General features: G+C 64.5%; 20 protein-coding genes. 13 read left to right on the top strand and 7 right to left on the bottom strand.

The annotated features are described in order from the left end of the window. Positions 1-138: 138 nt before the first annotated feature. The 6 genes from tsaE (at position 139) to trxA (ending at position 9328) form a co-directional block, all read left to right on the top strand. Positions 139-591, top strand: coding sequence for a tRNA (adenosine(37)-N6)-threonylcarbamoyltransferase complex ATPase subunit type 1 TsaE (tsaE, locus tag Q0C17_RS05110; RefSeq protein ID WP_291202330.1), 453 nt, complete (start codon positions 139-141; stop codon positions 589-591). Continuing rightward, positions 575-1675: a phosphotransferase gene (locus tag Q0C17_RS05105; protein ID WP_291202327.1), complete on the top strand. Its 1101-nt coding sequence runs from the start codon at positions 575-577 to the stop codon at positions 1673-1675. Before tsaE ends, Q0C17_RS05105 begins: the two co-directional genes overlap by 17 nt. Continuing rightward, entirely contained in the window at positions 1672-2397 is a 726-nt protein-coding gene (locus Q0C17_RS05100) for a nucleotidyltransferase family protein (RefSeq protein ID WP_291202324.1), read from the top strand. The genes Q0C17_RS05105 and Q0C17_RS05100 overlap by 4 nt, the downstream gene beginning before the upstream one ends. Then, complete coding sequence (gene addB, locus Q0C17_RS05095; RefSeq protein ID WP_291202321.1) at positions 2387-5443, top strand: double-strand break repair protein AddB; 3057 nt, start codon at positions 2387-2389, stop codon at positions 5441-5443. Before Q0C17_RS05100 ends, addB begins: the two co-directional genes overlap by 11 nt. Next, positions 5440-8946 carry a double-strand break repair helicase AddA gene (gene addA / locus Q0C17_RS05090; RefSeq protein ID WP_291202318.1) on the top strand — a complete coding sequence of 1169 codons (3507 nt, stop codon included), beginning with the start codon at positions 5440-5442 and terminating at the stop codon, positions 8944-8946. Before addB ends, addA begins: the two co-directional genes overlap by 4 nt. A 61-nt stretch (positions 8947-9007) precedes the next feature. Further along, positions 9008-9328: a thioredoxin gene (trxA, locus tag Q0C17_RS05085; protein WP_291202315.1), complete on the top strand. Its 321-nt coding sequence runs from the start codon at positions 9008-9010 to the stop codon at positions 9326-9328. 9 nt (positions 9329-9337) lie between these two features. On the opposite strand, the gene Q0C17_RS05080 is transcribed toward trxA, so the two are convergent. Continuing rightward, the gene (locus Q0C17_RS05080; protein WP_291202312.1) at positions 9338-10282 is read right to left on the bottom strand and encodes an ABC transporter ATP-binding protein; all 945 of its coding nucleotides are present in this window, start codon (positions 10280-10282) and stop codon (positions 9338-9340) included. Positions 10283-10400: 118 nt separating this feature from the next. Here Q0C17_RS05080 and Q0C17_RS05075 point away from each other — a divergent pair, with 118 nt between their 5' ends. From Q0C17_RS05075 to Q0C17_RS05065, 3 genes are read left to right on the top strand one after another with little or no spacing between them, the layout of a single operon-like run. Further along, positions 10401-10604: a zinc-finger domain-containing protein gene (locus Q0C17_RS05075; protein ID WP_291202309.1), complete on the top strand. Its 204-nt coding sequence runs from the start codon at positions 10401-10403 to the stop codon at positions 10602-10604. A 31-nt stretch (positions 10605-10635) separates the two neighbouring features. Then, positions 10636-11835 (top strand): FAD-dependent monooxygenase, encoded by a 1200-nt coding sequence (locus tag Q0C17_RS05070; RefSeq protein ID WP_291202307.1) that lies wholly within the window; start codon positions 10636-10638, stop codon positions 11833-11835. Positions 11836-11874: 39 nt separating this feature from the next. Continuing rightward, on the top strand, positions 11875-13251 hold the full coding sequence (locus Q0C17_RS05065; protein WP_291202304.1) for an L-serine ammonia-lyase: 1377 nt from the start codon (positions 11875-11877) through the stop codon (positions 13249-13251). Between the two features lie 4 nt (positions 13252-13255). Here Q0C17_RS05065 and Q0C17_RS05060 read toward each other — a convergent pair whose 3' ends face one another. The 3 genes from Q0C17_RS05060 to Q0C17_RS05050 all read right to left on the bottom strand — a co-directional run bounded on the left by Q0C17_RS05060 (position 13256) and on the right by Q0C17_RS05050 (position 19704). Next, positions 13256-13582, bottom strand: a complete 327-nt coding sequence (locus Q0C17_RS05060; protein ID WP_291202301.1) for a helix-turn-helix transcriptional regulator — start codon at positions 13580-13582, stop codon at positions 13256-13258. A gap of 198 nt (positions 13583-13780) precedes the next feature. Continuing rightward, a complete protein-coding gene (locus tag Q0C17_RS05055) occupies positions 13781-17887 on the bottom strand; it encodes a translocation/assembly module TamB domain-containing protein (protein WP_291202299.1) in 4107 nt (1368 codons plus the stop codon). Next, the gene (locus Q0C17_RS05050; RefSeq protein WP_291202296.1) at positions 17887-19704 is read right to left on the bottom strand and encodes a BamA/TamA family outer membrane protein; all 1818 of its coding nucleotides are present in this window, start codon (positions 19702-19704) and stop codon (positions 17887-17889) included. The genes Q0C17_RS05055 and Q0C17_RS05050 overlap by 1 nt, the downstream gene beginning before the upstream one ends. 172 nt (positions 19705-19876) lie before the next feature. On the opposite strand from Q0C17_RS05050, the gene Q0C17_RS05045 reads away from it, so the two are divergent. Further along, on the top strand, positions 19877-20896 hold the full coding sequence (locus tag Q0C17_RS05045; RefSeq protein ID WP_291202293.1) for a calcium/sodium antiporter: 1020 nt from the start codon (positions 19877-19879) through the stop codon (positions 20894-20896). Then, the gene (queF, locus tag Q0C17_RS05040) at positions 20889-21356 is read left to right on the top strand and encodes a preQ(1) synthase (RefSeq protein WP_291202290.1); all 468 of its coding nucleotides are present in this window, start codon (positions 20889-20891) and stop codon (positions 21354-21356) included. The genes Q0C17_RS05045 and queF overlap by 8 nt, the downstream gene beginning before the upstream one ends. Here the strand turns inward: queF and Q0C17_RS05035 are convergent, their stop codons facing one another. Further along, a complete protein-coding gene (locus Q0C17_RS05035; RefSeq protein WP_291202287.1) occupies positions 21357-21983 on the bottom strand; it encodes a nitroreductase in 627 nt (208 codons plus the stop codon). A gap of 125 nt (positions 21984-22108) precedes the next feature. Between Q0C17_RS05035 and cysE the strand changes: the two genes are divergently transcribed. Together cysE and Q0C17_RS05025 are read left to right on the top strand one after the other, a co-directional pair. Then, complete coding sequence (cysE, locus tag Q0C17_RS05030) at positions 22109-22921, top strand: serine O-acetyltransferase (protein ID WP_291202283.1); 813 nt, start codon at positions 22109-22111, stop codon at positions 22919-22921. 82 nt (positions 22922-23003) lie between these two features. Next, positions 23004-23219 (top strand): DUF3126 family protein, encoded by a 216-nt coding sequence (locus tag Q0C17_RS05025; protein ID WP_291202280.1) that lies wholly within the window; start codon positions 23004-23006, stop codon positions 23217-23219. Positions 23220-23227: 8 nt separating this feature from the next. Here Q0C17_RS05025 and Q0C17_RS05020 read toward each other — a convergent pair whose 3' ends face one another. After that, positions 23228-24172 carry an L-threonylcarbamoyladenylate synthase gene (locus tag Q0C17_RS05020; RefSeq protein WP_291202277.1) on the bottom strand — a complete coding sequence of 315 codons (945 nt, stop codon included), beginning with the start codon at positions 24170-24172 and terminating at the stop codon, positions 23228-23230. A 43-nt stretch (positions 24173-24215) separates the two neighbouring features. Then, positions 24216-25409, bottom strand: coding sequence for a cytochrome b/b6 domain-containing protein (locus tag Q0C17_RS05015; RefSeq protein ID WP_291202274.1), 1194 nt, complete (start codon positions 25407-25409; stop codon positions 24216-24218). Positions 25410-25411: the final 2 nt, after the last annotated feature.

The following is a 25411-nucleotide window of genomic DNA, read 5'->3' as shown; positions in this document are numbered from 1 at the left end:
ATTCTTATTCGTGACGGGTGCGTCACTTTTTTGTTTATTCTGTTGCGCCTGCGGCTGCAAGCATGGCCAAACGGGGCACACCGTCACAGGTTTACGCGCGTTGCGTCAACCGGCGAGACGGCTAGGGTGCAATCCCAGATGCGGATTCTTGAACTGGCCTCTGATTTGGACACCCGGGCCCTTGGCGCGCGGCTCGCGCCCTTGTTGCGGCGGGGGGATGTGATCGCGCTGAGGGGCGATCTGGGCGCCGGCAAGACCACACTGGCACGGGGGCTGATCCAGGCGCTGCTGGGCCGCGACGAAGAAGTTCCGAGCCCGACCTACACCCTGGTACAAGTCTACGAGGGGCCGAGCTTTCCGCTCTGGCATTTCGATCTCTACCGGCTGGAAGAGGCGAATGACGTTCACGAACTCGGCTGGGACGAGACGCAGGACGGCGCCGCGCTGATTGAATGGCCGGACCGGGCGGGCCGCCATCTGCCGGCGCACCGGCTTGATGTCTTCCTTGAAAACTCTGGGGAAGGGCGGCGGGCGAGGCTGGAACCGCAGGGCGAAGGCTGGCAGGAACGGCTGGATGAACGCCTTGGCTGAACAGCGCACTGCAGAGATTAATGCCTTCCTGAAGGCCGCAGGGAGCGGCTGGGATACAGCGCGCCACCATGCGCTGGGGCAGGATGCCTCGACGCGGCGATACATCCGCCTGTACCGGGAAGACGGCGCGACCGCACTGCTGATGGATGCCCCGCGTGTTGAGAGTGATCCATGCCCACCCGACGCCGACGCGGCGACGCGTGCCAAGATGGGCTGGAACGCGATGACGCGGCTGGCGGCCTCGCGCGTCGAGGCCTTCGCGCTGATCGCCGACCACCTGCGCGGCCTCGGCCTCAAAGCGCCGGCGGTCTATCATTTTGATGCGGCAAAGGGCTTCGGGCTGATTGAAGATTTCGGGGACAGCCGCGAGTTCGCCCGCCTGATCGAGCGCGGGGCAGCAGATGAAACGCCGCTCTACGTGGCGGCAGCCGAGCGGCTGGCACAGCTGCATGCGGCGCCGATTCCGAAGGTGCTGTCGCGGGGCGATGCCAGCTGGCCGATCCTCGAGTTTGACGCCGTGGCGCTAGGCGCAAATGCCGACCTCTATGCCGACTGGCTGCGCGCCGAAGTCGGGCAGGGGCCGCTGACGGGCGCCGAGCGGGCACGATGGGAGCGTGAACGCGACGCGCTTATCGCGCAGGCGATGTCTTTCCCGCGCGCCTTCACGCTGCGCGACTATCATGCGGAGAACCTGCTCTGGCTGCCTGAAAAAGATGTGGGGCTTCTGGATTTTCAGGATGCTGTCGTGGGCTGGGACTCGTGGGACCTTGCCATGCTGACGCAGGATGCGCGGCGGAACGTTTCGCCAGAAGCAGCGGAAGCAGCGATCCGGGCCTTCCTTACACGGACGGGGCAGGCGCGCGAGGCGTTTGACGAACGCCTCGCCGTGATCGGTGCGCTGAATGCGCTGCGAATTGCCGGCGTGTTCTCGCGCCTCCAGCACCGGGATTGCAAGCCGCGCTATGCGGACTTCCAGCCCCGCCAGCTGCAACTGCTTGCCCGCAACCTCTCGCACCCTGCGCTGGCCGGAATGGCTGCTTTCGTGCGCGAGACGACACCGTTTGTCTTTGAGGCCGACACATGAGCGTTTCCGTGCCGCATACCGCGATGGTGCTTGCCGCCGGCCTTGGCACGCGGATGCGGCCTCTGACGGATACGACGCCAAAGCCCCTGCTGAAGGTGCGCGGCAAGGCGCTGATCGACCGGCTGCTCGATCCCCTGGTGGCGGCGGGCGTCCAGCGCATCGTCGTCAATTCGCATTACCTGGCCGACCAGATCGACGCGCATGTTCTTGCGCGAACGGATGTTGTGGTCGTGCTGTCGGATGAGCGCGGCGAGGTGCTGGAGACAGGCGGGGCGATTGCCAAGGCGCGAGGTCTCTTGGGGGATGACCCGATCTTCGTGCTCAACACGGATGCCTTCTGGGCGCCGGAATCGCCGGAGCCATTCCTCGCGCTGGCTGGGGCATTTGATCCGGTGGCGGAGGATGAACGGCTGCTGATTGCTGACACCGGTCAGGCGCTCGGCTTTGACGGCGCCGGGGATTTCTTCCTGCAGGGCGGAGACCGTCTGGTGCGCCGAGGCAGCGCAGGGTCTGCGCCCTGGGCCTATGCGGGCGTGCGCATCATGATGCCGAAGCTGTATGACGGTCTCGCGGTGGAGCGTTTCTCCGCGTTGAAGATCTGGGATGAACTGATCCCAAAGGGACGCCTTGCGGGGCAAAGGCTGGACCGCTTCTGGCTGCATGTTGGCGATCCGAAGGCGCTGGCGGATGCAGAGATGTGGATCGCCTGCCATGGCGGCTGAGCTCCGGCCGTTCGGCGCGGGCGCCCCCAGGGTCTGGACTATTCCTCCCGGCACGGACTTTCTCGGTTCTCTGGCGCGTGAACTGGCTCAGGCGTTCGATCTGAAGACCAAGGCAGACGCGCTCGCAGACGCCATCCTCTATGTGCCCAACCGCCGCTCGGCGCGCGCCCTGACACTGGCGCTTTTCGATGCGCAGGGCGGCAACCGGACGCTGCTGCCGCCGGATATCCGAACGCTGGGCGATCTGGAGTCGGATGAGCCGCCGCCCGTAGCTGAGGCGGCAATAGCCGGCCTCTCGCCGATGCTTTCGCCTGCCGCACGGCTGGGCGCCCTCGCGAGATTGACGTCCACGTTCTATGCCAGCGAGTATGGCCGCACGCTGCCACCGGCCTCTGCTCTCGCAGCTGCGCGGGAACTGTCGCGGCTTCTGGAGCAGGCAACGCTGGGCGAGGCGCCGGTCGACTGGGCGCAGCTCGGCACGCTGGTGCTGGAGACCGATCTGGCGGTGCATTGGGAAAACTCGGTAAAGTTTCTGTCGATCATTGCGGAGATGTGGCCGCAGTGGCTGCGCGACAACAATGCGGGCGATCCGTTCGAGCAGCGCCAGCGCGCTGCCGACGCGCTTGTGGCAAGCTGGACTGCCAAGCCGCCCACGTCTCCGGTGATCATTGCAGGCTCCACAGGTGCAACACCGTCCGGCCGGGCGCTAATGAAGGCGGCGCTGAGACTGCCGCAGGGTCTCGTCGTGCTTCCAGGGCTCGATACCGATCTCAGCGAAAAGGCGCAGGCAGCTGTGGCCGGGGCGCCAAGCCATCCGCAGTTTGCACTTGTGCGTACATTGAAGACACTGGGGCTTGTGCTGCGTGACGTGGCCGAATGGCCGGCGGCGTATGCGCCTGTCTCGGCCTCGCGCCGGCGGCTTGTGTATGAAGCGCTGGCGCCGGCCGATGATACGGCGGATTGGCGCGAGACGCTGGAAGAATTGGCCGCGAGCAGCAGTACGACGCCGGCAGGGTTTGCGCGCGAGGCGCTTAGCGGCCTGTCGGTGATCGAGCTGCCGAACGAGCCGTCAGAAGCAGAAGCGGCGGCCTTGTTGCTGCGAGGTATCCTTGAGGAGACGGGCGCGACCGGGGCGCTGGTGACACCTGATGCCGGGCTCGCGCGGCGCGTCGGTGCGTTGCTGGAGCGATGGGGCATTTCAGTGCCGCCATCGGCAGGGCGTCCCTTAGGACGTACGCAGGCCGGCAGCCTGATTTCCCTTTGTGCCCGCTGGGCGGTGGACCCGGGAGACCCGGTGACGCTGTCGGCTGTTCTGAAGCACGCGTTCGTGCGCAACCGCGAGATGGGCGATATTCTGGACCTGCATTTCCTACGCGGCGCACGACGGTGGCGGACACTGGAAGAGCTGGCTCTGCGTATCGAGGCGCGGTTTGACGAGGAACGTGTGCCGGCCTTCACGCGCGAGGAGCAGGCGCGGGCGGCGGCGTTCGTGAGGGAACTGGCGGGTCTCATCGCCGAAGTGCGCGCCGATTTTTCAGTGGAAGACGAGATCAACGTTGCTGAGGGCGTGCAGCGGATCGCGGCGCTGGCCGGCGCGATTAGCGAGACGCCGCTGCCTTGGGCAGGCGAAGACGGCGCGGGCGCTTCCAAGCTGCTGGAACGTATCCGCGAGATGGGCGAGTTCCTGGGCAACGTGCCTCCGCGCGATATTGCCGAGCTCGTTGAGAAGGAATGTGCGAACCTGACAGTGAGCATGGGCGAGGCAGAGCATTCGCGCCTCAGCATCTGGGGCCCGCTCGAAGCACGCCTTCAGTCCGCGGATCTCGTGGTGCTGGCGGGGTTGAATGAAGATGTTTGGCCGGACAAGACGCCGCCGGATGCCTTCCTGCCGCGCAGGTTCCGCGGGCAGCTCGGCATGACCGACCCGGATGAACGCCTCGGCCTGTCAGCACATGACTTTGCGCAGCTCGCCTGCGCCCCCCGCGTGGTCATGCTGTATTCGGCGCGGCGCGAAGATGCGCCGGCGGTGGCCTCGCGCTGGGTGTGGCGGCTGCGAACGTTGGCCCAGGGCGCGCTGTTCGAGGCGGCTCCGGGTGTGCTGGCGGGCGCGCACGCGGCGCTGCCGGACTGGGTGCGTCAGATGCAGGCGGAAGGCATCGGAATGCAGGACGCCGCATTCAGCGCGGAGCCGCGCCCGACACGGCGCCCGCCTGCCTGGCCGAAGCGATTGTCTGTCACGCGTGTCGACCGGTTGCAGCGTGATCCCTATTCGATCTGGGCTGAGTCCGTTCTCGGCCTGCGGGTGCTTGATCCGATGAACGGGCCGGTACAGGCGAACCTGAAAGGTACGGCGGTTCACAAGGCTGTCGAGCTGTTCGATGAGGCAGGCGCGGAAAAATCTCCGGTGAACCTGCTGGCGCTGTTCGGGCAGGAGCTGCGCAAGGCGGGCGAGACGGAGGCAGACTGGCTGAGCCGGGAGGCGATCTGGGCGGATGTCGCGGCCTGGTTCGTAGGCTGGCGCGCAGGCCGCGATGTCTCGGGCGGCAAGATGCTCGAGGTAAACGGCGAACTGAAATACGAGATCGGCGGCGACACGTTCATACTGTCCGCACAGGCAGACCGGATCGAGATCGGCGCAACCGGCGAGATTACGATCGTCGATTTCAAGACCGGCAGCGCGCCCTCTGACAAGATGATCCGGTCGGGTTTTGACCAGCAGATGCCGCTGCAGGCGCTGATCGCGGGCAAAGGCGGCTTTGCGGGCGTACGCGCGGCGCCGGTGGCGGCGCTGGAATATGTGGAGCTGCGCGGGAAATATGGCGCGCGCACGATTGGTCCGGGTAAGGACGGCGAGCTGACGCCGCCGAAGATGGCTCAGCGCGCGGAAGAGGGGATGCAGCGGCTGATCGCGGCGTACCGTGCGCCGGACGCCGTGTATGCGTCGGCGCCGCGGGTGCAGTTCGTAAAGTATGACTACGGGTTCAACCTGCTTGCACGGCGCGCAGAGTGGACGAACGATACATCTGACGGCGAGGGCGGGGAATGACGGACGCCGTTCACGCCGCCGCGCTGGACGCGGCAACCCGCGCGCAGGCGCTTGCGGCAAATCCAGGCCGGTCAGCCTTTGCGACCGCGAATGCGGGCAGCGGCAAGACGAAGGTGCTGATCGACCGGGTGGCGCGGTTGCTGCTGCGCCGGCCGGACGGGCGGCCGGGCGCAAACCCGGATTCGATCCTGTGCATCACCTATACGCGGGCGGCGGCGAGCGAGATGCTGACGCGATTGTTCGAGACCCTCGGCGAATGGGCTGTCATGGAAGACGAGCCTTTGCGCCAGGAACTGGCGAAGCTTGAGGGAACCAGGTCGGAGCTCTACGAACTTGAACAGCTGAAGGCTGCACGGGCGCTGTTTGCACGCGCGCTCGAGACGCCGGGTGGCCTCAGGATCGAGACAATCCATGCCTTCTGTGCACGGATATTGCGGCGTTTTCCGTTGGAGGCGGGCGTCATGCCCGGCTTTGTGGAACTGGAGGAGGATGACGCGCGCGAGATCTGGACCGCGGCGAAGCACACGGCGATCCTGACGGCAGCGCGGGAGACGCCGGAGACGCTGGCGCTTCTGGCGCGGGAAGCAGGTCGGGATGGAGCGTCGAGCGCGCTGGACGCGCTGAAGGGCGCCGGGCGGGCGCTACGGGAATTTGCGGCGACGCATGGCGAGGACTGGGCAGTGATGGAGGCGGCGCTGCGCGCAGTGATCCGGCCGCCTCAGGCAACGCCGGATGCGCTGCTGGCGAAGGCGATGGGGCCGGACCTGCCGGTGGCGGCGCTGCGCCGGCTGGCCGGGCCGCTAGCGGCGGGCAAGAAGACGGATCAGGCGACGGCGGATCTGCTGGCTGCCGCGCTGGGGGCTGGCGAGCCGAAGGCGGCGTTTGAGCTCTATGCCCAGATTTTCCTGACGCAATCCGGCAGCGTGCGGAAGTCCAATCCGTACACGAAGGATGTGGTGAAGCTCGCGCCAGAGGTCGAGGAACTGTTTGCGCTGGGGGACAATCCCGGCTCGGAAACGCGGCGTATTCTGGCGCTGATGGACGATCTGAAGCGCGCCGAGGCATTTGCGCGGACAACGGCGTTGCTGGAACTCGGCCTTCCGGCGCTGGCAGCCTATGAGACCGAGAAGGGGCGCCGGGGCGCGCTGGACTTTGACGACCTCATCGAGCGCACGCGCGACCTGCTGGCGTCGGAAGGGCTTTCCAGCTGGGTGCTCTACAAGCTGGATGGCGGGCTTAGCCACGTGTTGCTGGATGAGGCGCAGGATACGAGCCCTGCGCAGTGGGAACTGATCCGGGCGCTGACCCAGGAGTTCACTGCCGGGCAGGGGATCGAGCGGCTGCGCGATCCGCGCACGATCTTCATGGTAGGCGACGAAAAACAATCGATCTACTCGTTCCAGGGCGCTGACCCTGCACGCTTCCTGACGGAGACGCAGGCACTGGTGGCGCGCGATCCCGATGTGGCGCAGGCGGACATGCGGATGTCGTTCCGCTCCAGCCCGGAAATCCTGACCTATGTCGATACGGTGTGGAATGCTGCGCCGGCCATAGAGGTTCCGTTCGCGGATAGCCCGCTGATGACGTCCAACACCATCGTGCATACGGCAAAGCGATGGATGGAGCCGGGCTTCGTGGAGCTGTGGCCGGTCATACCGCGCGATCAGGACCCGGAGACCGATGCCTGGGAGCGGCCGGTGGATGCGCTGCGGGTAACGTCGCCGAAGGTGAAGCTGGCGCGCGAGATTGCACGGTCAGTGCGCCAGATGGTGACCGGCGGTGCGGCGGTCTGGGAGCGGGACGGGACGCAGCGACCTGCGCGGCCTGGTGATGTGCTGATCCTCGTGCGGGAGCGGCGCGGCGGCTTGTTCGAGGCAGTCATCAACGCGCTGAAGAGCGCTGGCGTGCCGGTGGCGGGCGCGGACCGGCTATTGCTGGCGGACTATATCGGGGTGCAGGATTGCCTGAACCTCATGCGTTTCGCGATCCTGCCATCGCGTGATCTGACGCTGGCGGAAATACTGCGCGGGCCGTTCGGCGGACTTGTCGATGATGACCGGTTCCTGTTCGAACTCGCCGCCGGACGGAGGCAGGGAGAGACGCTCTGGTCTCGCGTTCTGGCGAGCGCTGATCCGGAAGTGGCGCGACTAAGGCCTTTCCTTCAGTCGCTGGTGGCAATAGCGGGGCTGCCGCCGTTCGAATTCCTGTCTTCGGTATTGGATCTGCCGGATGAACGCGGACGCACCGGTTGGGATAAGCTGAATGCCCGGCTCGGTACGCCGGCGCGCGACCCCGTCGAGGCACTGCTGGCAAAGGCGCTGGCGCATGATGCCTCAGGGCCTTCATCGCTGCAGCTGTTCGTCGCGTCGATGGAGTCGACGCCCGTGGAGATCAAGCGGGACCTGGCGGAGGCGGGCGCGGAAGTGCGCGTGATGACCGTGCACGGCGCGAAGGGATTGCAGGCCCCAATCGTGATCCTGCCGGACACGACGGCCAAGCCGAAGCTGACCAGCGAGGCGATATTGTCCGTGGACGGCGCTTTGATCTGGTCGCCGCGCAAGGACATGGATGTCGAGGCGGCAGAGCGGGCGCGCTTGCTGGCGCAGGCCAAGGCGCACCAGGAGCATCGCCGGTTGCTCTATGTGGCGTTGACGCGGGCGCAAGACCGGTTGCTGATTGCCGGGCACTGGAGTGGCCGGGACGGCGAGAGTGCCAAGGGCTACGACGACGACTCCTGGTTCGCGCTCTGCCGCAATGCGATGGAACAACTGGGCGCAAGCGAGCAGGACAACGGCGCGCTGCACTATGGAATGTCGTCCAGCGTTCCGGATATGGCTGCGGCGGAACCGCCAGACGCCGAGCGCTTGCCGGAATGGGCGCGCCGTCCGCCTTCACCGGATGTGATCCTGCGCCGGTTGACCGCGCCAACGAGCCTTTTGGGGCCGACGACGCGGGTGGTAGCGCCGTTCGATCCAAAGCGGGAAGCGCGCCTGAAACGGGGCCGCCTGATCCACAGTCTTCTGCAATACCTGCCGGAACTTCCGGTTGCCGCGCGCCATGCCGCAGGTCAGGCCTTCCTCGCCAGGGAGCCGGACCTGACCAGGGCGCAGCGCGCCGAAATGCTGGCGGCTGCAGAGAACATCCTGAACGATTCGGCGCTGTCCCAACTGTTCCAGCCTGGCGGGCGGGCCGAGGCGGCGGTGATCGGGACGTCGCCCAAACTGCCTAACCTTGTGATCAACGGCCGCGTGGACCGGCTGGTGGTGACACCGAATCGCGTCCTCGTGATCGACTTCAAGACGGATCAGCCGGCACCGGACGAGGTGTCTGGAGTTGCCGAAAGCTATATCACGCAGATGGCCGCCTATGCCGCCGTGCTGGAGGAAGCCTTCCCCGGCCGCGAGATCGTGGCGGTGCTGTGCTGGACCGACGGACCGAAAATGATGCGTATCCCCGCAACCATGCTATCAGAATCCCTCAACACTGCCTTCAGGGCGGTTTGACACCCCAAAAGAATTCCTATGTATCAGGCTCCCAATTCGGGCCGCAGAAGGAGCCGGAACCATGGCTGGTATGGATGTAAGTGACGACGAATTCGATGTGCTGCTCGGCGCGTCCGATGTGCCGGTGGTGGTCGATTTCTGGGCGGAGTGGTGTGGGCCCTGCAAGCAGATGGCGCCGCATATCGAAGCTGTTGCCGCCGAACTCGATGGCAAGGTGAAGATCGTCAAGCTGAACGTGGACGATTATCCGCTGGTTGGCGCCAAATACGGTGTGCGCGGCCTGCCGACGATGCTGCTGTTCAAGCAGGGCAAGGTCACCGCGACCCACAATGGCGCCATGAACCGTCAGGCGCTCGCCAACTGGATTTCGCAGTCGATCTGATTTTCGCTCTCAGGCGACCTTGTCGCTCGTCAGGGCGATGAAGACGTCTTCGAGATCAGGAGATTTCGTCGACAGATCCGCAATGCTGATGCCGGCAGCGCGCACCTTCTCGAGGAGGCGCCCGATGCCGGTTTCGGCCGTTTTGAAGGTGATGGCGAGCGTGCCGTCCGGGCGCAGCTTCGGCTCATGCATGGCGAGTTCGGCGGGAATGGCCGTGATCGGCTCGCGCGGCGTGATGATCAGGGTCTTGTAGTCGAGGCGTGAGAGCAGCTTTGACGTCGGCTCGCAGGCGATGATTTCGCCGTGGTTGACGATGGCAATGGTATCACAAAGTTCTTCGGCTTCTTCGAGATAGTGCGTCGTCAGGATAACCGTGGTGCCGTTGGCGTGCAGTTCGCGTACATAATCCCACATCAGGCGGCGCAGCTCGACATCCACGCCCGCCGTCGGCTCATCCAGTATCAGGACGGGCGGATTGTGGACGAGCGCCTTGGCGACCATCAGGCGGCGTTTCATGCCGCCGGAGAGCTGGCGCACGTAGGCGTCTTTCTTGTCGGCGAGGCCGAGGGCGGTAAGGATTTCCACAGACCGCCGCTCTGCTTTCGGCACGCCGTAGAAGCCAGCCATCAGTTCCAGCATTTCGAAGGGGGTGAAGAAGGGGTCGGCGACGACTTCCTGATTCACGACGCCGATGGCGGCGCGGCTCTGGCGGGGATGCGCGTCGATATCGAGGCCCCAGATCTCCGCGGTGCCGGAGGTTTTCTTCACGAGGCCGGCCAGGATGTTGATGAAAGTGGACTTTCCCGCCCCGTTCGGCCCGAGGAGGCCGAATATCGAGCCCGTGGGAATCTGCAGGGAGATGCCCTTAAGGGCCTGCTTTTCCTGCATTTTCCCGGTCGCTGCATAGGTTTTTCGCAGGTCGCGGACTTCGATGGCGTATTTGGGATCTGGCATGGCGGTCTTTCGTCGCGGCATTCGGCGCGCCTTGCAAGGCGCCTGCCCAGACTCTAGTTAGGGATCAGGTTGTACAGGGGCAAGCGGCCCCCCGCGTCAGTCCTGCCGGAGTTTCACCATGCCTCTCAAGCGCGATGTCTTTACGCCGCCTGAAATCTCGATGGTCACCAGCCGTAAGGTCTCCTGCAACGGGGGGGGCGGTGCGATGGGTCATCCCAAGGTGTGGTACGAGATGGGCGACGAGGATTTTGTTGAGTGCAAGTATTGCGACCGCCGGTTCGTCCTGATTGGCGGCCGTGAAGATCCGTCGCGTCCGAAATAGCCCCGCAACCCGCTGATCCAGGCCAGGCAACATGCATGTCCTGATATCAGGCGGAGGGATCGGAGGGCTGAGCGCCGCGCTCGCCTTTCTCAAGTGCGGCCACAGGGTCACCGTGCTCGAGCAGTCTCCGGTGCTGGATGAAGTCGGCGCAGGCCTCCAGATTAGTCCCAATGGTATGCGCGTGTTCGAGGCGCTGGGCGTCAGTGCGCGCGTGGAGAAGGATGCTTTCCGGCCCAGGTCGCAGGAGCTGAGATTCGGCAAGGGCGGCGGCCGCATCCTGTCGATCCCGCTGCGGGATGCTTCGCGCGCGCGGTGGGGCGGGGAATACCTGCATGTTCATCGCGCAGACCTTGTCGAGGCACTCGCCGGGGCGCTGGAGGATCGCGCGCCGGACGCGCTGCATCTCGGGCGGCGCGTGATTTCCTATTCGCAAGACGAAGGCTCGGTTACGGCGCACCTCGAAGATGGGGCAGCCGTGCAAGGTGACCTGCTGGTCGGCGCAGATGGCATCCATTCGGCCATCCGTGCGCAGATGATCGGGCCGGATACACCGCGCTTTACCGGCCATGTGGCGTGGCGCGCAGTGGTGCCGGTTTCCGAACTGGGCGCCGATGCGCCGCCGGAGTCTGCTTGTGTCTGGGTGGGCGGACGCCGGCATGCAGTGACCTACCGGCTGCGGCGCGGAAGCCTTGCGAATCTCGTGGCCGTGGTCGAATCGAAAACGCCGGAGACGGAATCCTGGACGGCGACGGGTGCGCGCGAGCAGGCGCTGAAGGATTTCAAACGCTGGTCGCCGGTGATCCGCTCCATCCTCGAGAAGGCGCCGGTGCTCAACCGCTGGGCACTGTATGACCGGCTGCCGCTTTCCAACTGGTCCGAAGGACGTGTCGTGCTTTTGGGCGACGCCTGCCATCCGATGCTGCCTTTCCTCGCGCAGGGCGCCGTTATGGCGATCGAGGACGCCTATGTGCTTGCTCAGTTGTTGACGCGAACACCGGATCTGCACGACGCGCTGAGTTCGTATGAGGCGCAGCGCAAGCCGCGCACGTCGCGCGTGCAAGCCGGTGCTCGCAACAACGCGGCGCTGTTCCATCGCGGTGATCCGTTCTCGCAGCTTGCGACCTATGGGCCGATCTGGCTTGCAGGTCAGTTCCTTCCCTCGGTGGCACATGGCCAGTATGACTGGATCTACAAACATGATGTGACGGACATGCCCGTCACGCCCACCTGACCCGCCGGTCACATAAAAAGAAACGCAGGGAAACGGCGCATGCTTTCAGTCCTCGACCTGTTCCGCATCGGGATTGGCCCCTCCAGTTCGCATACAGTTGGACCGATACGGATTGGCGCACGCTTTCTTGGCGAGCTGGTCCAGGCCGGTGTGATGGCGCGCACGGCGCGGATCGAAATCGAACTTCAGGGATCCCTGGCGCTGACGGGCGTCGGCCATGGTACGCCCAAAGCAGTGATGCTGGGCCTCCTCGGGCTCGATCCCGAAACCCTGGAGCCCGAGGATGCAGAAGCGCGTGTCGCGGCGCTCGAGGCCAAACGCGCGCTGCCACTGCCGGATGGGCGCTCGATTGCGTTCGATGCCGCCAAGGACATTCGCCTCGCCTTTGACGTGATCCCGAAGCTGCACCCGAACGGCATGCGCTTGCGCGCGTTCGATGAGGAAGGCGCGGTGCTCGTCGACAGTACATGGTATTCGACCGGCGGCGGGTTCATCGCGTCGCAGCGCCAGCTGGAGCGGCCCGTTCGTGACGACACCGTGCCGGGCGGCCTGGCCGTGCCCTATCCGTTCATTTCGGCCGCCGAACTGCTGGCGATCTGCCAACACAGGCTGACCGGTATCGATGAAGTGATCCTTGCCAATGAATCGGCGAAACGGCCCGAGGCGGACACGCACGCCGCGCTGGACCGGATTGCGGGCGTGATGATGACCTGCATTGACCGGGGGCTGACGCGGACCGGCACGCTGCCCGGCGGATTGAAGGTGCGGCGACGGGCGCCGGAAATCTGGCAGCGCCTGCGCGCCGCGCCGCCGTCGAACGAGCGCGAACAGCTATTCGACTGGCTGAACGTCTACGCAATGGCAGTGAACGAGGAAAACGCGGCAGGCGGGCAGGTGGTGACCGCGCCAACGAACGGTGCGGCGGGGATCATTCCATCCGTGATTCGCCACTATTGCTGGGATGAGGAGGACCGTTTCGTTCGCGTCCGGAAGTTCCTGCTGACCGCCGGGGGCGTAGGCCTATTGTACAAGCAGCGCGCGTCGATCTCTGGCGCTGAGATGGGATGCCAGGGCGAAGTGGGCGTTGCCTGCTCGATGGCGGCTGCAGGCCTTGCAGCAGTGTGGGGCGGCACGCCGCAGCAGGTTTGCAATGCCGCCGAGATCGCCATGGAGCACAATCTGGGTCTGACCTGCGACCCGGTGGGCGGGCTCGTGCAGATTCCCTGCATCGAGCGCAATGCCATCGGTTCAGTTAAGGCCGCAAATGCGGCGCGCCTGGCGCTGCATTCGCTGGAGCAGACGAAGGTCTCCCTCGATCAGGTCATCGAGACGATGCGTCAGACGGGCCTCGACATGTCCTCTAAGTACAAGGAAACGAGCCTAGGCGGCCTGGCCGTCAATGTCGTCGAATGCTGACGGGTCAGTCGGACGAAAGGGCGCGCAGGACCTTTGCCATCGATTCGAGCTTGGCAACCGAACTCGTACGGTCGATCAGCGTATGGCACCGGGCGCGGGCTTCGGTGACCGGATCACGCTTGTCGGGGGTGCCGCCCTCGGCATCCTGAAACAGTTCGGCGATCGGAACGCGCAGGACACGGGCCACGCTGGCGAGCATACCGGCACTCAGGCGGTTGGTCCCGGTTTCGTACTTCTGAAGCTGCTGGTGGCTTATTCCGAGTTCCTGACCCAACTCGGAAAGGGTGAAATTCTGCGCGGTGCGCAGTTCTCTGATCTTTTCGCCGACCATCTGATCAATCCGGGTAGGAGAACGCGATCCGGCAATTCGAGTGTCTTCTATCATTTTTCTACCTTTTGGCTTCTTTTATCGTTTTCCTCGACAAGAAGTGGAAGGCAACCGATGCAGTACCAAAAAAAACGTTGAACTAACAATCTATTCATAATGCTGGGGACGGTACACGCGCGGCAACGATCCAGTCGGAAAGTGCTAATAGTCCTTTTTCCAGCGCACGGATACCCGTGATTCACCCGTCGAGTTTGTCTCCGAGGAGACAGATACCTGTGGTCTGGGCTGCCACTCGACTTCGACGGAATTTCCGGCTGCGCCCTGGGTTGTCACCTCCAGGTAGACATCTGACGCGAGATACTGACCAACACCGACCTCGGCATTTCCGGCATTGTCGATCCCGAAACGCAGGCGATCCAAACCGAGGCCGTCCTGGAGCGCGCCGATGGGATCGATGCCGGTATCCTGGCCTGCTAGGCGCGCAATCGAGGTGGCGAGTTCGGCGGCTTCCAGCGCCGTGAGGTCCACGGATGATCTATTGAACAGCATACGCGAGAGAATTTCGTCCTGCGGCAGCGGGGGCGTACTGGTGAGTTCGATGGTGGGGCGCGCCGGGGCGCCGCTGACATCCGCGCGCACGGAAAAGCCGTCCACTTCGCGCGTCGCCGAAATCGCCATGCGGGCGGTGTCGACCGGGCCATCGAACGTGATCTGGCCGGTGTCGAATTCAAAGGGACGCTGGGCGAGTTCGAGCGTCCCGCGCACCAGCGTCGCGCGGCCGTTGAGCAATATGCTGTCCGGCCGGCCGGTGACATCGAGGTTGACGCCCCAGTCACTGTCCAGCCCGCGGCCACGCACGATGACGCCGCGGGGCGCGGTCACATCCAGAGCGAGACGGATGGGCTTTTCGAGCAGGGTCTCTCGAGGGGCGTCCGGATCGTCTGTGGTCCAGCGTACATTCAGGGTACGGATGGAATTACCGGCGAAGCTGTCGATGTTGAAGCGTGCGTCATTGACGACAAGCGCGCCGCTGAGAACGCGGTCCGTTTCTCCTTCTGTCAGTTTTGCATCGCCCGAGATGCGAGCGAAGTCTCCGAGCCGGTCATAGACGAGTATACGATTGAATTTCACACTGACGCCGGCTTCAGCCTCGGCGAGGCGGCCACTCATTTCAAGCGTGCCCCCATCGGCGCCCGCACCCCGTCCGGTTAGGGTCAGCACGCCCTCGTCTAGGCTTGCGTCGACGTCTAGATCCTTCAGGCCCATGCCCGTTGCGCCGTACTCGTAAATGCCATCGCGGATCTTTGCATCGGACTTAAGGCGGGGCGCACTCAGAGCCCCGCCGATTTCGGTGCGGCTGCTGAGCGTACCCCCGACATCGTGTCCGTAAGCCAGCGCAATCAGGCGGACCGATTCAAGGTCGCCATTGACCTCGACAAGCACCTCGATGGGGCGTTCCTGATTGAACTGAACGATGCTGTTCGCCGACGCCATCACCGGCAGACGTCCGGCAGCATTGGCTTTCATGTCCGGCCCGTAGTTCGACTGTGCGGTAAAGGTCAACGCACGGCGGTCGAGGCGGCCGTTCATCTTCAAGTCGATGCGCGTGTTTAGGCCGGAGACGGCGCTGGTTGCGGACATTTCCATTACGCCTTCAGGTGCCTCGCCATAAAGCCGTCCGTTGGCACGGCCGGAGATCACAGCTTCGATGGCGGGATAGCCCAGCACGGCAAGTACCGGCGCGATGGACAGGCTCTCCATCGTGAGGGAGCTGCTGTTCGTTTCATTGCCAGGATGCAGGCGCGCCTGCAGCCGCCCACCCAGGAGAGACACATCGGCGTCTAGCGTCGGCGACGGCCCCAGGGACCATTGGATGTCTTCCCGAGTAGTAATGGCGATGCCGAGCAGGGTGCCCGATAGCGAAAGCCGGCCGGACGGCGGCCCGTCTGCGAGCGCAACGAGTCCGCGGAAGTTGAGATCGGTATTGGCGCGTACCTGACTGTCAGTCATCCGGCCATCGAATCTGTAGCCTTCCGCAACGGTTGTCAGCGTACCGGTTACGGCGTCGATAGTGAGGTTTTCCGTGAGTTTGATGTCGCGGGCTTCAAAGGTGGCGCCGACGTCGAAGGGGGTGTCGCCCTGGCGGCCGCCTGTGCCTTTCAGGCTGAGACTGCCAAACGTGATGCCGCCAATCTGGAAAGCGCCGGCCTCGGCTTCGAGGTCTGCCTCGAGCGAGCCGCCGTCGACCAGCGCAGCAGATCCCGTGAACTCAATGGAGCCCAGGCGCCCTTCGATATTGTTGAACCGGGTCGTCTCGCCGCGCCGGTCGAGCACGAACGAGGCGGCAGAGGCCTGCCCATCGGAACGTCCTGTGAGCGTAACCGGCCCGGAGAGATCGCCGTCCTCGATATAGATCTCGGCAACGGCGGTCAGGTCGGAAACGCTCCGTCCACTGACGAGCGCCCGGCCGCCTTCGGAACTGGCCGCTACCAGCATGCCGCTGCCCTGGCGCGTGACCCGCACCGACAAGGCGCTGAGATCAACCTGGCTGCCGGAGATTTCCAGACGCTTCAGCTGCCGGGCAGTGACGCGAAGGTCGGGGCTGCCGGGGCCATAAATGCGACCGTTTGCCTGCCCTTCGAGCCCGGGCAGGCGGAAATCGAGGCGGCGGATGTCGCCCGCTTCGGGACGAATGCGAACCAGGCCGCGGATGGTACCCCGGCCATCGATCAGCGGTTTGAGGTCATCGAAGCTGGTAGTCAGGCTGGCGAGGTTCAGATTGAGGCCGAGATCGAAATCCCGTAGGTTGCCTTTGGCTTGAACGAAGCCGGCAGCTGTGCCGCCGAAGCCTCCGGGCAGAGCGGAGATGGATTGTGCCACCTTGCCGGAAACGTTCAGTGTATTGTCGGCAAATCCGGCTTCACCGAGCAGCTGGGCATTGCCGGTCTTGTGGGTGATTTCGGCCGCGTCAACCAGCAGGCGGCGGGATGCGATGTCAAATACACCATTGCCCGAAATGCGCACTTCGTCGCCGAGAATACGGGACACTTGCGCATTCGAGGTGAGCACCTTGTAGGCTTTCAGGTCGCCCGTGAACGGAATGCGTCCGCCGTCCAGGCTGACCGTCAGAGGGCCAGCCACTGCCTCAAACGGTAGGTCTGCGTCCGGGCGCACTTCGAGGCGTGTCTCGCCGGAGTACTGCCAGCCGGTGCTGCGCTGTTCGAGCGTGCCGTCCAGCTGGAACAGACGCGGCGCGTCCCAGAAAGGGGCGAGCGTCGCGAGGTTGGCCTTGACCTTTGCAGGCTCGGTCAATTCGAACCGGTCGGTGCGGGATCTCGCGGCGATGTCGACCGTGCCTGCCGCAAGCCTGCTGACAACATTGAAGGCGACCGCGCTTTTCTCGAACGTCGCCGTGAGGTCCGCCTCGGCCATCGGTCCGAGAAAAGTCGCGAGGTCGGCCGGAATGGGCAGCGCGCCGGCGTCAACACGGAGGTTGGCATCAACCGTGCCGTTTTCAATCTTGCCAGAGGCGAAGAGCTTGTCGCTGCCATCGACCGTCAGGCGGGCTTCGCCGCGGCCATTGTCGAGATTGCCGGCGGCAGTTGCCGCGACGACGGCTGAGGCGTTCTCCGGCAAGCGCAAAAGGTGCGCAAAGACGCCGCCGGCGGGCGCGACGCCGTCAACTTCGAGATTGAACTCGGAACTCTGGTCACGGAGGATGCGTGCATCGATCCGGTCACCTGCGCCTTCAAGCGGGGAGATCTGCAGCTGCGCGTCGATCGAGCCGTTGCGCTCGTTGAGGAAGCGTGCAGTAATGGCTGAGGCGGATTCCGGGCCGGCGACGCCTTCGGCAAGAAAAAGGCGGTCGATGGTTGCTTTGCCGAGCCGCACTTCCCAGGGCTTTCTGCCGGTCTCCGGGCGCGGTGCGCGCACCGGGCGCCGCAGCACGTTTACTTCGGCAATCGACAGGGCCTTGAGGTCCACCGTACGCGACAGGAGCCGGAGAGGGGACCAGGAAAGATGGGTCGTTTCCGCCGAAAGCCAGACGCCCGAGGCATCGCGGACTTCGATGGAGCCGACAGAAAAGTCAGCCAGCGGATCACCTTCAAGCTTGCGGATGCTGAGGCGGCCATAACCGGCGATTTCGCGGCCATCGATCTGCGAGATCACGAAATCGCGGCCGGAATCCGTGGTAATCCAGTATCGCAGGAACAAGGCGAGCAGCGCCAGCGCGGCGAAAAGCACGGCCAGAGTTGCAGACACCGGCCTGCGGCGTGCCAGAGCGAAGGGATTGAAAGCGCCCGCCATCAGAAAGCTTGTCCGATGGAGATGTAAACCTGAACCGGTGCGTCACCATCACGGCGGTTGAGCGGGGTTGCTACATCGAGGCGGATGGGGCCAAAGCCTGGATAGTAGCGGATGCCGAAACCGACCGATGCGGCCGCATCGGAGAACACTTCGTCCGGATTATCGCTCGCGGCGCCCACATCCGAAAACACAGCGTACCCGAAACGCTCGGAGGCGCGCCAGCGCAGTTCGGCCGAAGCAGAAAAGAGGTTGCGTCCGCCAACGAGGTCGCCGAACGCATTGCGCGGCGAGAGGCTCTGGTATTCGTACCCACGGACCGTGCCGCCGCCACCGGCGAAGAAGAGACGGTCAGGCGGAACTGCGTCAGATCCGATGAAAGTGCCGTACTCGGCGCGAACTGCCGCAACCACATCGTCAGCTATCGCGCGGTAGGTGGATCCTGAAAGCTGGAAGCGCGTATAGCCTGGCGTCTCGTCGCCGACCGAAATACCGGATTCCGCCCCGGCAAAGAACCGAAAGCCCGATTGCGGATCGAGCGGGTCGCCGACATCGGAGTAATTGGCCGTAACCGGGAAGGACAGCGTCACCTGTTCGCGCTCGATGCCCCCGGCAATGCGCGCGCGCTCGTCGATCGTGCGGGTCGCGTCCAGCTTGGCGCCGACCGACATAGACAACTCGCGGGAAAATGGCTGCGCCAGCGCCGCCCCGATGCTGATACCATCCAGGTCATAGGCGTCGGTCTGCTCTGAGCGCACACCGGTTTCCAGCGACAGGGTCCGGCCATAGCGCCCGATGTTCGGGCGTTCGTAAGTAGCCGTCAGGTCCTGCGCGAGTGTGGCGACTTTGGTGCTGATCCGTATGCGGTCAGCGCGGCCAGTCAGGTTTCGGCGTTCCCAGTAGGCATCGACACCGACGCCTTCGGTTGTCGAAGCGGTGACGCCGGCCCCGATAGTGCGCGGCTTGCCTTCGACGAGTGTGGCGGAGACCGAGTGCAGGCCGTCCACGCCGGGCTCTTCAGAAATGGTGACGCCGATACCTTCATAGAGGCCTGTGGCGCGCAGGCGCGTGCGCAGCCGGTCTATCACTGACGGCGTGTAGAGTGAGCCATCCGACCATGTCTTCAGCGTGCGGATCATTTTCTCGCTGCTCGCATCAGAGTTTTCGATGACGAGGTTGCCGAGCGAGACGCGCGGGCCGGGCACAAGCAGGAAGGTCAGCTCCACATTTGCGTCTTCGCGCGAGGCGAGCACGTCTATGCCCTCGCTTCGCGCGAAGGCATAGCCCTGGCGGCGCAGCTGCAGGACGAGGCTATCATCCATCGCTTCGATACTCTGTGTACGGGCGACCGCGCCTTGCGGCAGCTTCTTGAGCTCCTCTTCCAGCCTCAGGGCCACTTCCGGCACCATCTGGTCACGCCCGGCAAAGTCGCGCTTCAGGATAGTGAAGAGAGGTCCTGGTTGCGCAACAAGGGCTGCCATGTCGCCGGCGGCATCAATGTGCGAGGGGACGATGTCAGCCGCCAGGTAGCCTTCGGAGGACATCAGGTCACGCAGCAAGGTCGCCGAATTGTTCGTCCGGTTGCGGGCTTCCAGCACACTGCGGGGCGGCGGTTCTGCCACACGGACCAGTTGATTGGCGCGGGCCCGCAGAGCAGGGGGCATGCCTTCCACCGAGGCGCGAGGGGTGGTCTGGGCCTCCTGCGAGACGGCGCCGCGAAGCCCGGGAATCAGGGTGCAGCCAGACGTTGCGGCCAGCAGGCATGCCCCGGCCAAAGGCCGGGCGAGCGTCCATGCGATGGCCGGTTTGGCGTCTTTCATCTTTGTCTCAGCTTTCTGCCGGGGCAGGACTGCAAGTACTGGCCCACTCGTACTTGCGAAACCATAACGTACACTTGACAGGTGAATGCTAATGCCGGGCGACCCCGGTGTTGATTGCCTATCACACGAACGTGACCCTATATTTCCGCAACGACCGCAGGATTCGAAGCAAATGATGTACCTTTTCATCCTTGGCGGGCTGCTTTTGTTGCTCTTGGGCGGCGAAGCCCTTGTCCGGGGGGCGGTCTCGGTCGCCCGGAAACTGAATATTTCTGAGATGGTAATCGGCCTGACCCTGGTTGGATTCGGGACATCAGTTCCGGAATTGGTCACCAGCCTCCAGGCAGTCGACCAGGGCGCGGTCGGCATCGCCATCGGCAGCGTGGTCGGCTCCAACATTGCCAACATCTTCCTGGTGCTGGCCCTGGCGGCGCTGGTTTCTCCCATCCTCGTCAATCCGAAAGCGCTGGCCCGCGATGGAACCGTCATGCTGGCGGTGACGGCTCTGCTGTGCACCTTGTTGTGGTTCGACCAGTTCGGCCGCACCGCTGGCCTTGTCCTGACAGGCCTGCTGATCGCCTATCTCGTGTTCTCACTGATTGCAGACCAGAAGCAGGACAGCCCGCCCGCGCGGTTGCATTCGGCGGAAGGCGAAGCGGTGGATGTTCACTATGGTCTTGTCGCGGGGCTTCTGATCGCGGTGGCCGGTCTCGCCGGCGTGGTCATCGGGGCCAACTTTCTCGTTACCGGGGCGGTCTCGCTGGCGCGGTCGTACGGGATCAGCGAAACCGTCATTGGCCTGACGATTGTCGCCATCGGCACCAGCCTTCCGGAACTCGCCACAGCTATCGTCGCCGCTTACCGGAAGCGGGCAGATGTCGCGCTCGGCAACATTATCGGCTCCAACATCTTCAACATCCTCGGCATTCTGGGCATCACGGCGCTGGTCTCGCCCTTCAGCGTGCGCGGTGACATCACCGCAGATGCTCTCGCCGGCGGCGAGACAGTGAGCATCATCTCGTCGGTGGACGCCGGTGCACTGGTCCTGTCGGCGTGCCTGCTGATGCTGTTCGCAATGACCGGCCGGAAAATCGCGCGATGGGAGGGCGGGGTTCTCCTTCTCGGCTACATCACTTACATGGGCCTCACCTTCAACCTCATTCCGGCGCTGAACCTGATCCCCAATGGCTGATGAATCGATCTACAAGGGCCTCGGCCAACTCGGCCAGGCAAGCGCCATTCCGGCCACTCCGGATGCCGCCGAACTGGAACGCGTGCCCAACCCGCATGCCGGGACGCTGTACCTGACACGTTTTGTGGCGCCGGAGTTTACCTCGCTTTGCCCGGTTACCGGCCAGCCGGATTTCGCCCATCTCGTCATCGACTATGCGCCCGGCCACTGGCTGGTGGAGTCCAAGAGCCTGAAGCTCTACCTGACAAGCTTCCGCAACCATGGCGCCTTTCACGAAGACTGCACGGTCTCCATCGGCAAGCGGATCTTCGAGTTCACGGATGCACGCTGGCTGCGCATTTCCGGCTACTGGTATCCGCGCGGCGGGATTCCGATAGACGTGTTCTGGCAGTCGGGCGCCGTTCCAGACGGCCTCTATGTGCCGGACACCGGCGTTGCGTCTTATCGCGGCCGAGGTTGATCAGGCGCCTTTCCAGCGCTGGATTCGGCCTTCCGGACCCGCGCGAACGCGCTCCGGCGTCGGCGCCTTCGCGGTGCCCAGATGCACGAAACCGGCGACCCGTTCGCTGGAAGTCAGGGCAAGCAGCACACCCGCATCTTTGTCGTAAGCAGCCCATTCGCTGAGCCACACACCGGCCCATCCGCTCGCATTGGCCGCAAGCAGCAAGTTATAGCAGAGCGCGCCTGCTGAAAGTTCCTGTTCCCAGACGGGCGTGCGGCCATCCTCAACCGGGCTTGAGATCACGGCCACGACGACCGGCGCGCGCAGCATCGACTTCTCGGCTTCCTCAACTTGCTGATCCGCCGCGCTGCGGCCGCGCAGGATGCGTCCGAGTTCGGCGCCGAACTGTGTGCGGGCCTCGCCTTCGAACACGACAAACCGCCAAGGGCCAAGCTTGCGGTGATCCGGCACACGCATTGCCACGCCGAGGAGTTCGTCCAGCTCCTCCGGGGAAGGGCCGGGCTCGCCGAGGATCAGTTTGTTGGCGGACTTGCGCAGGGCCAGCAAGGCGCGGGCGTCTGCGCTGGGTCTGGCGCCGGCGAGCGGAAGATCGCGGGGCGGCGCGGGCGGAAAGCGTTTGGTCATGACTGTCCGGCTTAATGCGGCAATGGAGCAAGGTGAAGGACAGAAAACGCCGCGCCGGGGCCCGGGAATTGAAATTTCGAGCGCCGCAGGCCATTTATGCCTTCAGAAAAGGTCGGGAGGCCCGCATGATCGATAATCCGGACATTGGGGCCCCGGCACCCGCCTGGAAACGCCTGCGGTTCGAGGCGACCGCGGCGGCGGCTGAAGAGCCGTCCCTGTCGAGCTATCTCAACGCGGCGATCCTTAACCACGCCACCCTCGGCCAGGCCTTATCTTACCATCTTGCCGAAAAGCTTGCGAGCCCGGCCATGGCGACCCAGCAGGTACGCCACGTGATTGCCGGTATTTATGACAGCGCGCCGGAACTGGTGGCGATTGCGGAGACCGACATGCAGGCGGTGCTCGAGCGAGATCCCGCCTGCCGGGGCATGTTGCAGCCCTTCCTGTTCTTCAAGGGCTACCTGGCCCTGCAGACCCACCGGATCGCCCACCAACTTTGGCGCGCCGGTCGGGAGACGCTGGCCTTCCACTTCCAGAGCCGGTCTTCGGAACTGTTTGACGTTGATATCCATCCTGCCGCCCGAATCGGACGCGGTGTGATGTTCGACCATGCCTCCGGCATCACGATCGGTGAGACTGCCGTCGTGGGCGACGGGTGTTCGCTGTTGCACGGCGTGACGCTGGGTGGCACCGGCAAGGAAGTCGGTGACCGTCACCCGAAAATCGGGCGCGGCGTGCTGCTCTCGGTCGGCGCCAAGATCCTCGGTAACATCACTGTGGGCGACGAAGCAAAGGTTGCGGCGGGCAGCGTGGTCCTGAAGGATGTGCCGTCGCAGTGCACCGCTGCCGGCGTTCCCGCGCGCATCGTGTCCGGACCGACCTGCTGCAAGCCGGCGCAGAGCATGGATCAGGGTATTCCCGACGCCGCCGAAACCTGATCCATACCTAGCAGTGCAACACTTTGCTCCGGCGCGAGAAGCGTCTAGTCTCGCCCTGTGTTGATTTGGTTCAGGAATTCCCATGATAAACAAAGAAGAAACCCTGCGCCTTGAGGCCTACCTCAAGGAGAAGCTGCATCCGGGCCTGCGCCTTCTTGCACGCGACAAGGCAAATGATTCCCTCGAAGTCTACCTCGGCGCGGAGTTCCTTGCGGTCGTCTACAAAGACGAGGACGAAGGCGAGACCTCGTACCAGTTCATGATGACCGTGCTGAAGGAAGACATTATGGGCGGCTGAGCCGCCCGTCAGCCTTCGCGGTGCGCCGCCCTCTGCAATCGATCATTTATGGCCTCGCCCAGCCCGCTCACCGGGATCGGGCCGACCGCTATGCGTTCGTACCGGGCGTCGAGGGCGCGCAATACCGCAAACAGCTTAGCGGCTGCCTCGACGAGGTCGCCGCTGGGCGACAAGTTCAGGCCGCCCGGCTGTTCCGGGCCGAAGGTCAGATAGCCTTCGCCCTCTTCCGGCGAGGTCACGTTCAGTCGTAGCCGTGCGTTCGGGGCGTAGTGGGATTTCAGCTGGCCCGGCGCATTGATGCCGTCGCCCGCGCCATGAAAGCGAACCGGGCGGCCAAGCACTTCTACAATCTGCGATGTCGGGATGCCGCCGGGGCGGAGCAGGACGGGCTCCTCGCCGTCGAAGCCAAGGATGGTGGATTCCATGCCGACCTCGCAGGGGCCGCCATCGAGGATGAGATCAATCCGCTCGCCGAGATCAGCTTCCACATGTTCGGCCCGGGTGGGGCTGACATGCCCGGAACGGTTGGCCGACGGCGCGACCAGCGGGCGCCCGAAGACGGTGATCAGCGCGCTCGCCGCCTGGTGCCGCGGCCAGCGCAGCGCCAGAGTGTCGAGCCCGGCGCGGGCGAGGTCGCAGACCTGTCCGCCGGGACGCGCCGGCAGCACCAACGTGAGCGCGCCCGGCCAGAAAGCTTCGGCGCATCTGCGGGCGAGCGGCGAGAAGGCGGCTTCCCGCTCAGCCATTGCCCACGACGAGACATGCGCGATCAGCGGGTTGAACCGGGGCCGGCCCTTCGCCTCATAGATGGCGGCGACCGCTTCCGGGTTCGCGGCGTCGGCGGCGAGGCCGTAGACAGTTTCGGTCGGAATGGCGACGAGCCCGCCTTCGCCGAGGATCTCGGCGGCGAGGGCAATGGTTTCCGGAAGAATGGGCACGGTGCGCGCGGTCATGGCCGGGCCATACCACTGCCGGGCGTTCTGACAAACCGGGCGCTTACTGTGTCCGCTCCGCCCGGCCGGACAAGGTGACAACGACCTGATCGCCGATCCACTTGCCATCCGGGTCTGAACCCTGGCCGAGATCCAGCGCCTTGCGCGTGAAGGTGACCTGCCCGTTGAGGCGCGCTTGTCTGCCGTCGATATCCAGCGTGAAGCTCAGTGGCACGCTGACGGCTTTGTCTTTCAGCGTCATGGTCGCGGTCGCGGTATAGCCGCTCGTGGCCTGTTTGAAGTCTGACAGCACGACGGTTGCCTCAGGGAAGTCTCCGACGTTGAACCATTCGCGGCCCTTGAGGGTGTCATCGTAGAGCTTCTTGCCGGTTGAAGCCGATCGCGTGTCGACGGTGACGCTGACCTTCGAGCGCGCCAGCGCCTCCGGATAGAAGGCGACATCGGCTGCCCAGGTAGCGAACGTGCCTTCAAAGGGTTTGCCTTCGTAGAGGCCAGCAAACTTGATCTCGGACGCCGCATAGTCAACGGTCCAATTGGCATTGGACGAGGTGGCGCCTAGAGGAGCCGGGGCGGAGCTTGCAGGGCCGGCACTCAGCAGGGATGTGGCGGCAATCGCAGCAAACAGGGCAAGGCTGCCACCAAACGCGAACAGAAAGCCGCGCGCAGGCAGGGCAGGCGCATTGGCCTTGCCGAATAAGCCGGGCAGCATGCGTTTCAGCACGCCGTCTTCCGCGCCGATCTCGTGTTTAACGGCGCCTGCCACGTGCAGCGCCAGCAGCGCGATGATGACCCAGGCGCCCTTGCTATGGAAGAACTCGACGATGCCGTACAGCGTCTCGCCGCGCAGGCCTTCCGTGAACGGAAGATGCGGCCAGCTCACGACGCCGTAGAGTACGGTCGACACCTGGAAGGGCGAGATGGACACCATCAGCCAGCCGCCGAGCGGAATGCCGATCATCAGGGCGTAGAAAATGATGTGGACCGCATGGGACGCGGTCTTCTCACGCTTTGGCATCCCCTCGGGCAGGGGCGGCGGCGGGTTGGCGAACCGCCAGCCAAGCCGCGCGAGCGCGAGGAATAGGATCGTGATGCCGATGGATTTGTGAAGCTGGAAGCGCCCCTCGTTGTCTTCCATGTTCCAGCCAAGCCAGATCATGAACAGGAGCAGCGCGGCCATCGCCCAGTGAAGGGCGATGGCAACGGCTGTGTAGCGCGACGAGGACGCTTCAGCACTCATGG

This window comes from Hyphomonas sp. (genome assembly GCF_022844445.1).
GTDB lineage: Bacteria > Pseudomonadota > Alphaproteobacteria > Caulobacterales > Hyphomonadaceae > Hyphomonas.
Note: the sequence above shows the minus strand (reverse complement) of the source record. Positions and strands in the feature narration are given on the sequence as shown.

Coding starts and splice junctions, on each gene's coding strand:
- tsaE (WP_291202330.1), top strand. CDS start 139: ATGCGGATTCTTGAACTGGCCTCTGATTTGGACACCCGGGCCCTTGGC.
- Q0C17_RS05105 (WP_291202327.1), top strand. CDS start 575: ATGAACGCCTTGGCTGAACAGCGCACTGCAGAGATTAATGCCTTCCTG.
- Q0C17_RS05100 (WP_291202324.1), top strand. CDS start 1,672: ATGAGCGTTTCCGTGCCGCATACCGCGATGGTGCTTGCCGCCGGCCTT.
- addB (WP_291202321.1), top strand. CDS start 2,387: ATGGCGGCTGAGCTCCGGCCGTTCGGCGCGGGCGCCCCCAGGGTCTGG.
- addA (WP_291202318.1), top strand. CDS start 5,440: ATGACGGACGCCGTTCACGCCGCCGCGCTGGACGCGGCAACCCGCGCG.
- trxA (WP_291202315.1), top strand. CDS start 9,008: ATGGCTGGTATGGATGTAAGTGACGACGAATTCGATGTGCTGCTCGGC.
- Q0C17_RS05080 (WP_291202312.1), bottom strand. CDS start 10,282: ATGCCAGATCCCAAATACGCCATCGAAGTCCGCGACCTGCGAAAAACC.
- Q0C17_RS05075 (WP_291202309.1), top strand. CDS start 10,401: ATGCCTCTCAAGCGCGATGTCTTTACGCCGCCTGAAATCTCGATGGTC.
- Q0C17_RS05070 (WP_291202307.1), top strand. CDS start 10,636: ATGCATGTCCTGATATCAGGCGGAGGGATCGGAGGGCTGAGCGCCGCG.
- Q0C17_RS05065 (WP_291202304.1), top strand. CDS start 11,875: ATGCTTTCAGTCCTCGACCTGTTCCGCATCGGGATTGGCCCCTCCAGT.
- Q0C17_RS05060 (WP_291202301.1), bottom strand. CDS start 13,582: ATGGTCGGCGAAAAGATCAGAGAACTGCGCACCGCGCAGAATTTCACC.
- Q0C17_RS05055 (WP_291202299.1), bottom strand. CDS start 17,887: ATGGCGGGCGCTTTCAATCCCTTCGCTCTGGCACGCCGCAGGCCGGTG.
- Q0C17_RS05050 (WP_291202296.1), bottom strand. CDS start 19,704: ATGAAAGACGCCAAACCGGCCATCGCATGGACGCTCGCCCGGCCTTTG.
- Q0C17_RS05045 (WP_291202293.1), top strand. CDS start 19,877: ATGATGTACCTTTTCATCCTTGGCGGGCTGCTTTTGTTGCTCTTGGGC.
- queF (WP_291202290.1), top strand. CDS start 20,889: ATGGCTGATGAATCGATCTACAAGGGCCTCGGCCAACTCGGCCAGGCA.
- Q0C17_RS05035 (WP_291202287.1), bottom strand. CDS start 21,983: ATGACCAAACGCTTTCCGCCCGCGCCGCCCCGCGATCTTCCGCTCGCC.
- cysE (WP_291202283.1), top strand. CDS start 22,109: ATGATCGATAATCCGGACATTGGGGCCCCGGCACCCGCCTGGAAACGC.
- Q0C17_RS05025 (WP_291202280.1), top strand. CDS start 23,004: ATGATAAACAAAGAAGAAACCCTGCGCCTTGAGGCCTACCTCAAGGAG.
- Q0C17_RS05020 (WP_291202277.1), bottom strand. CDS start 24,172: ATGACCGCGCGCACCGTGCCCATTCTTCCGGAAACCATTGCCCTCGCC.
- Q0C17_RS05015 (WP_291202274.1), bottom strand. CDS start 25,409: ATGAGTGCTGAAGCGTCCTCGTCGCGCTACACAGCCGTTGCCATCGCC.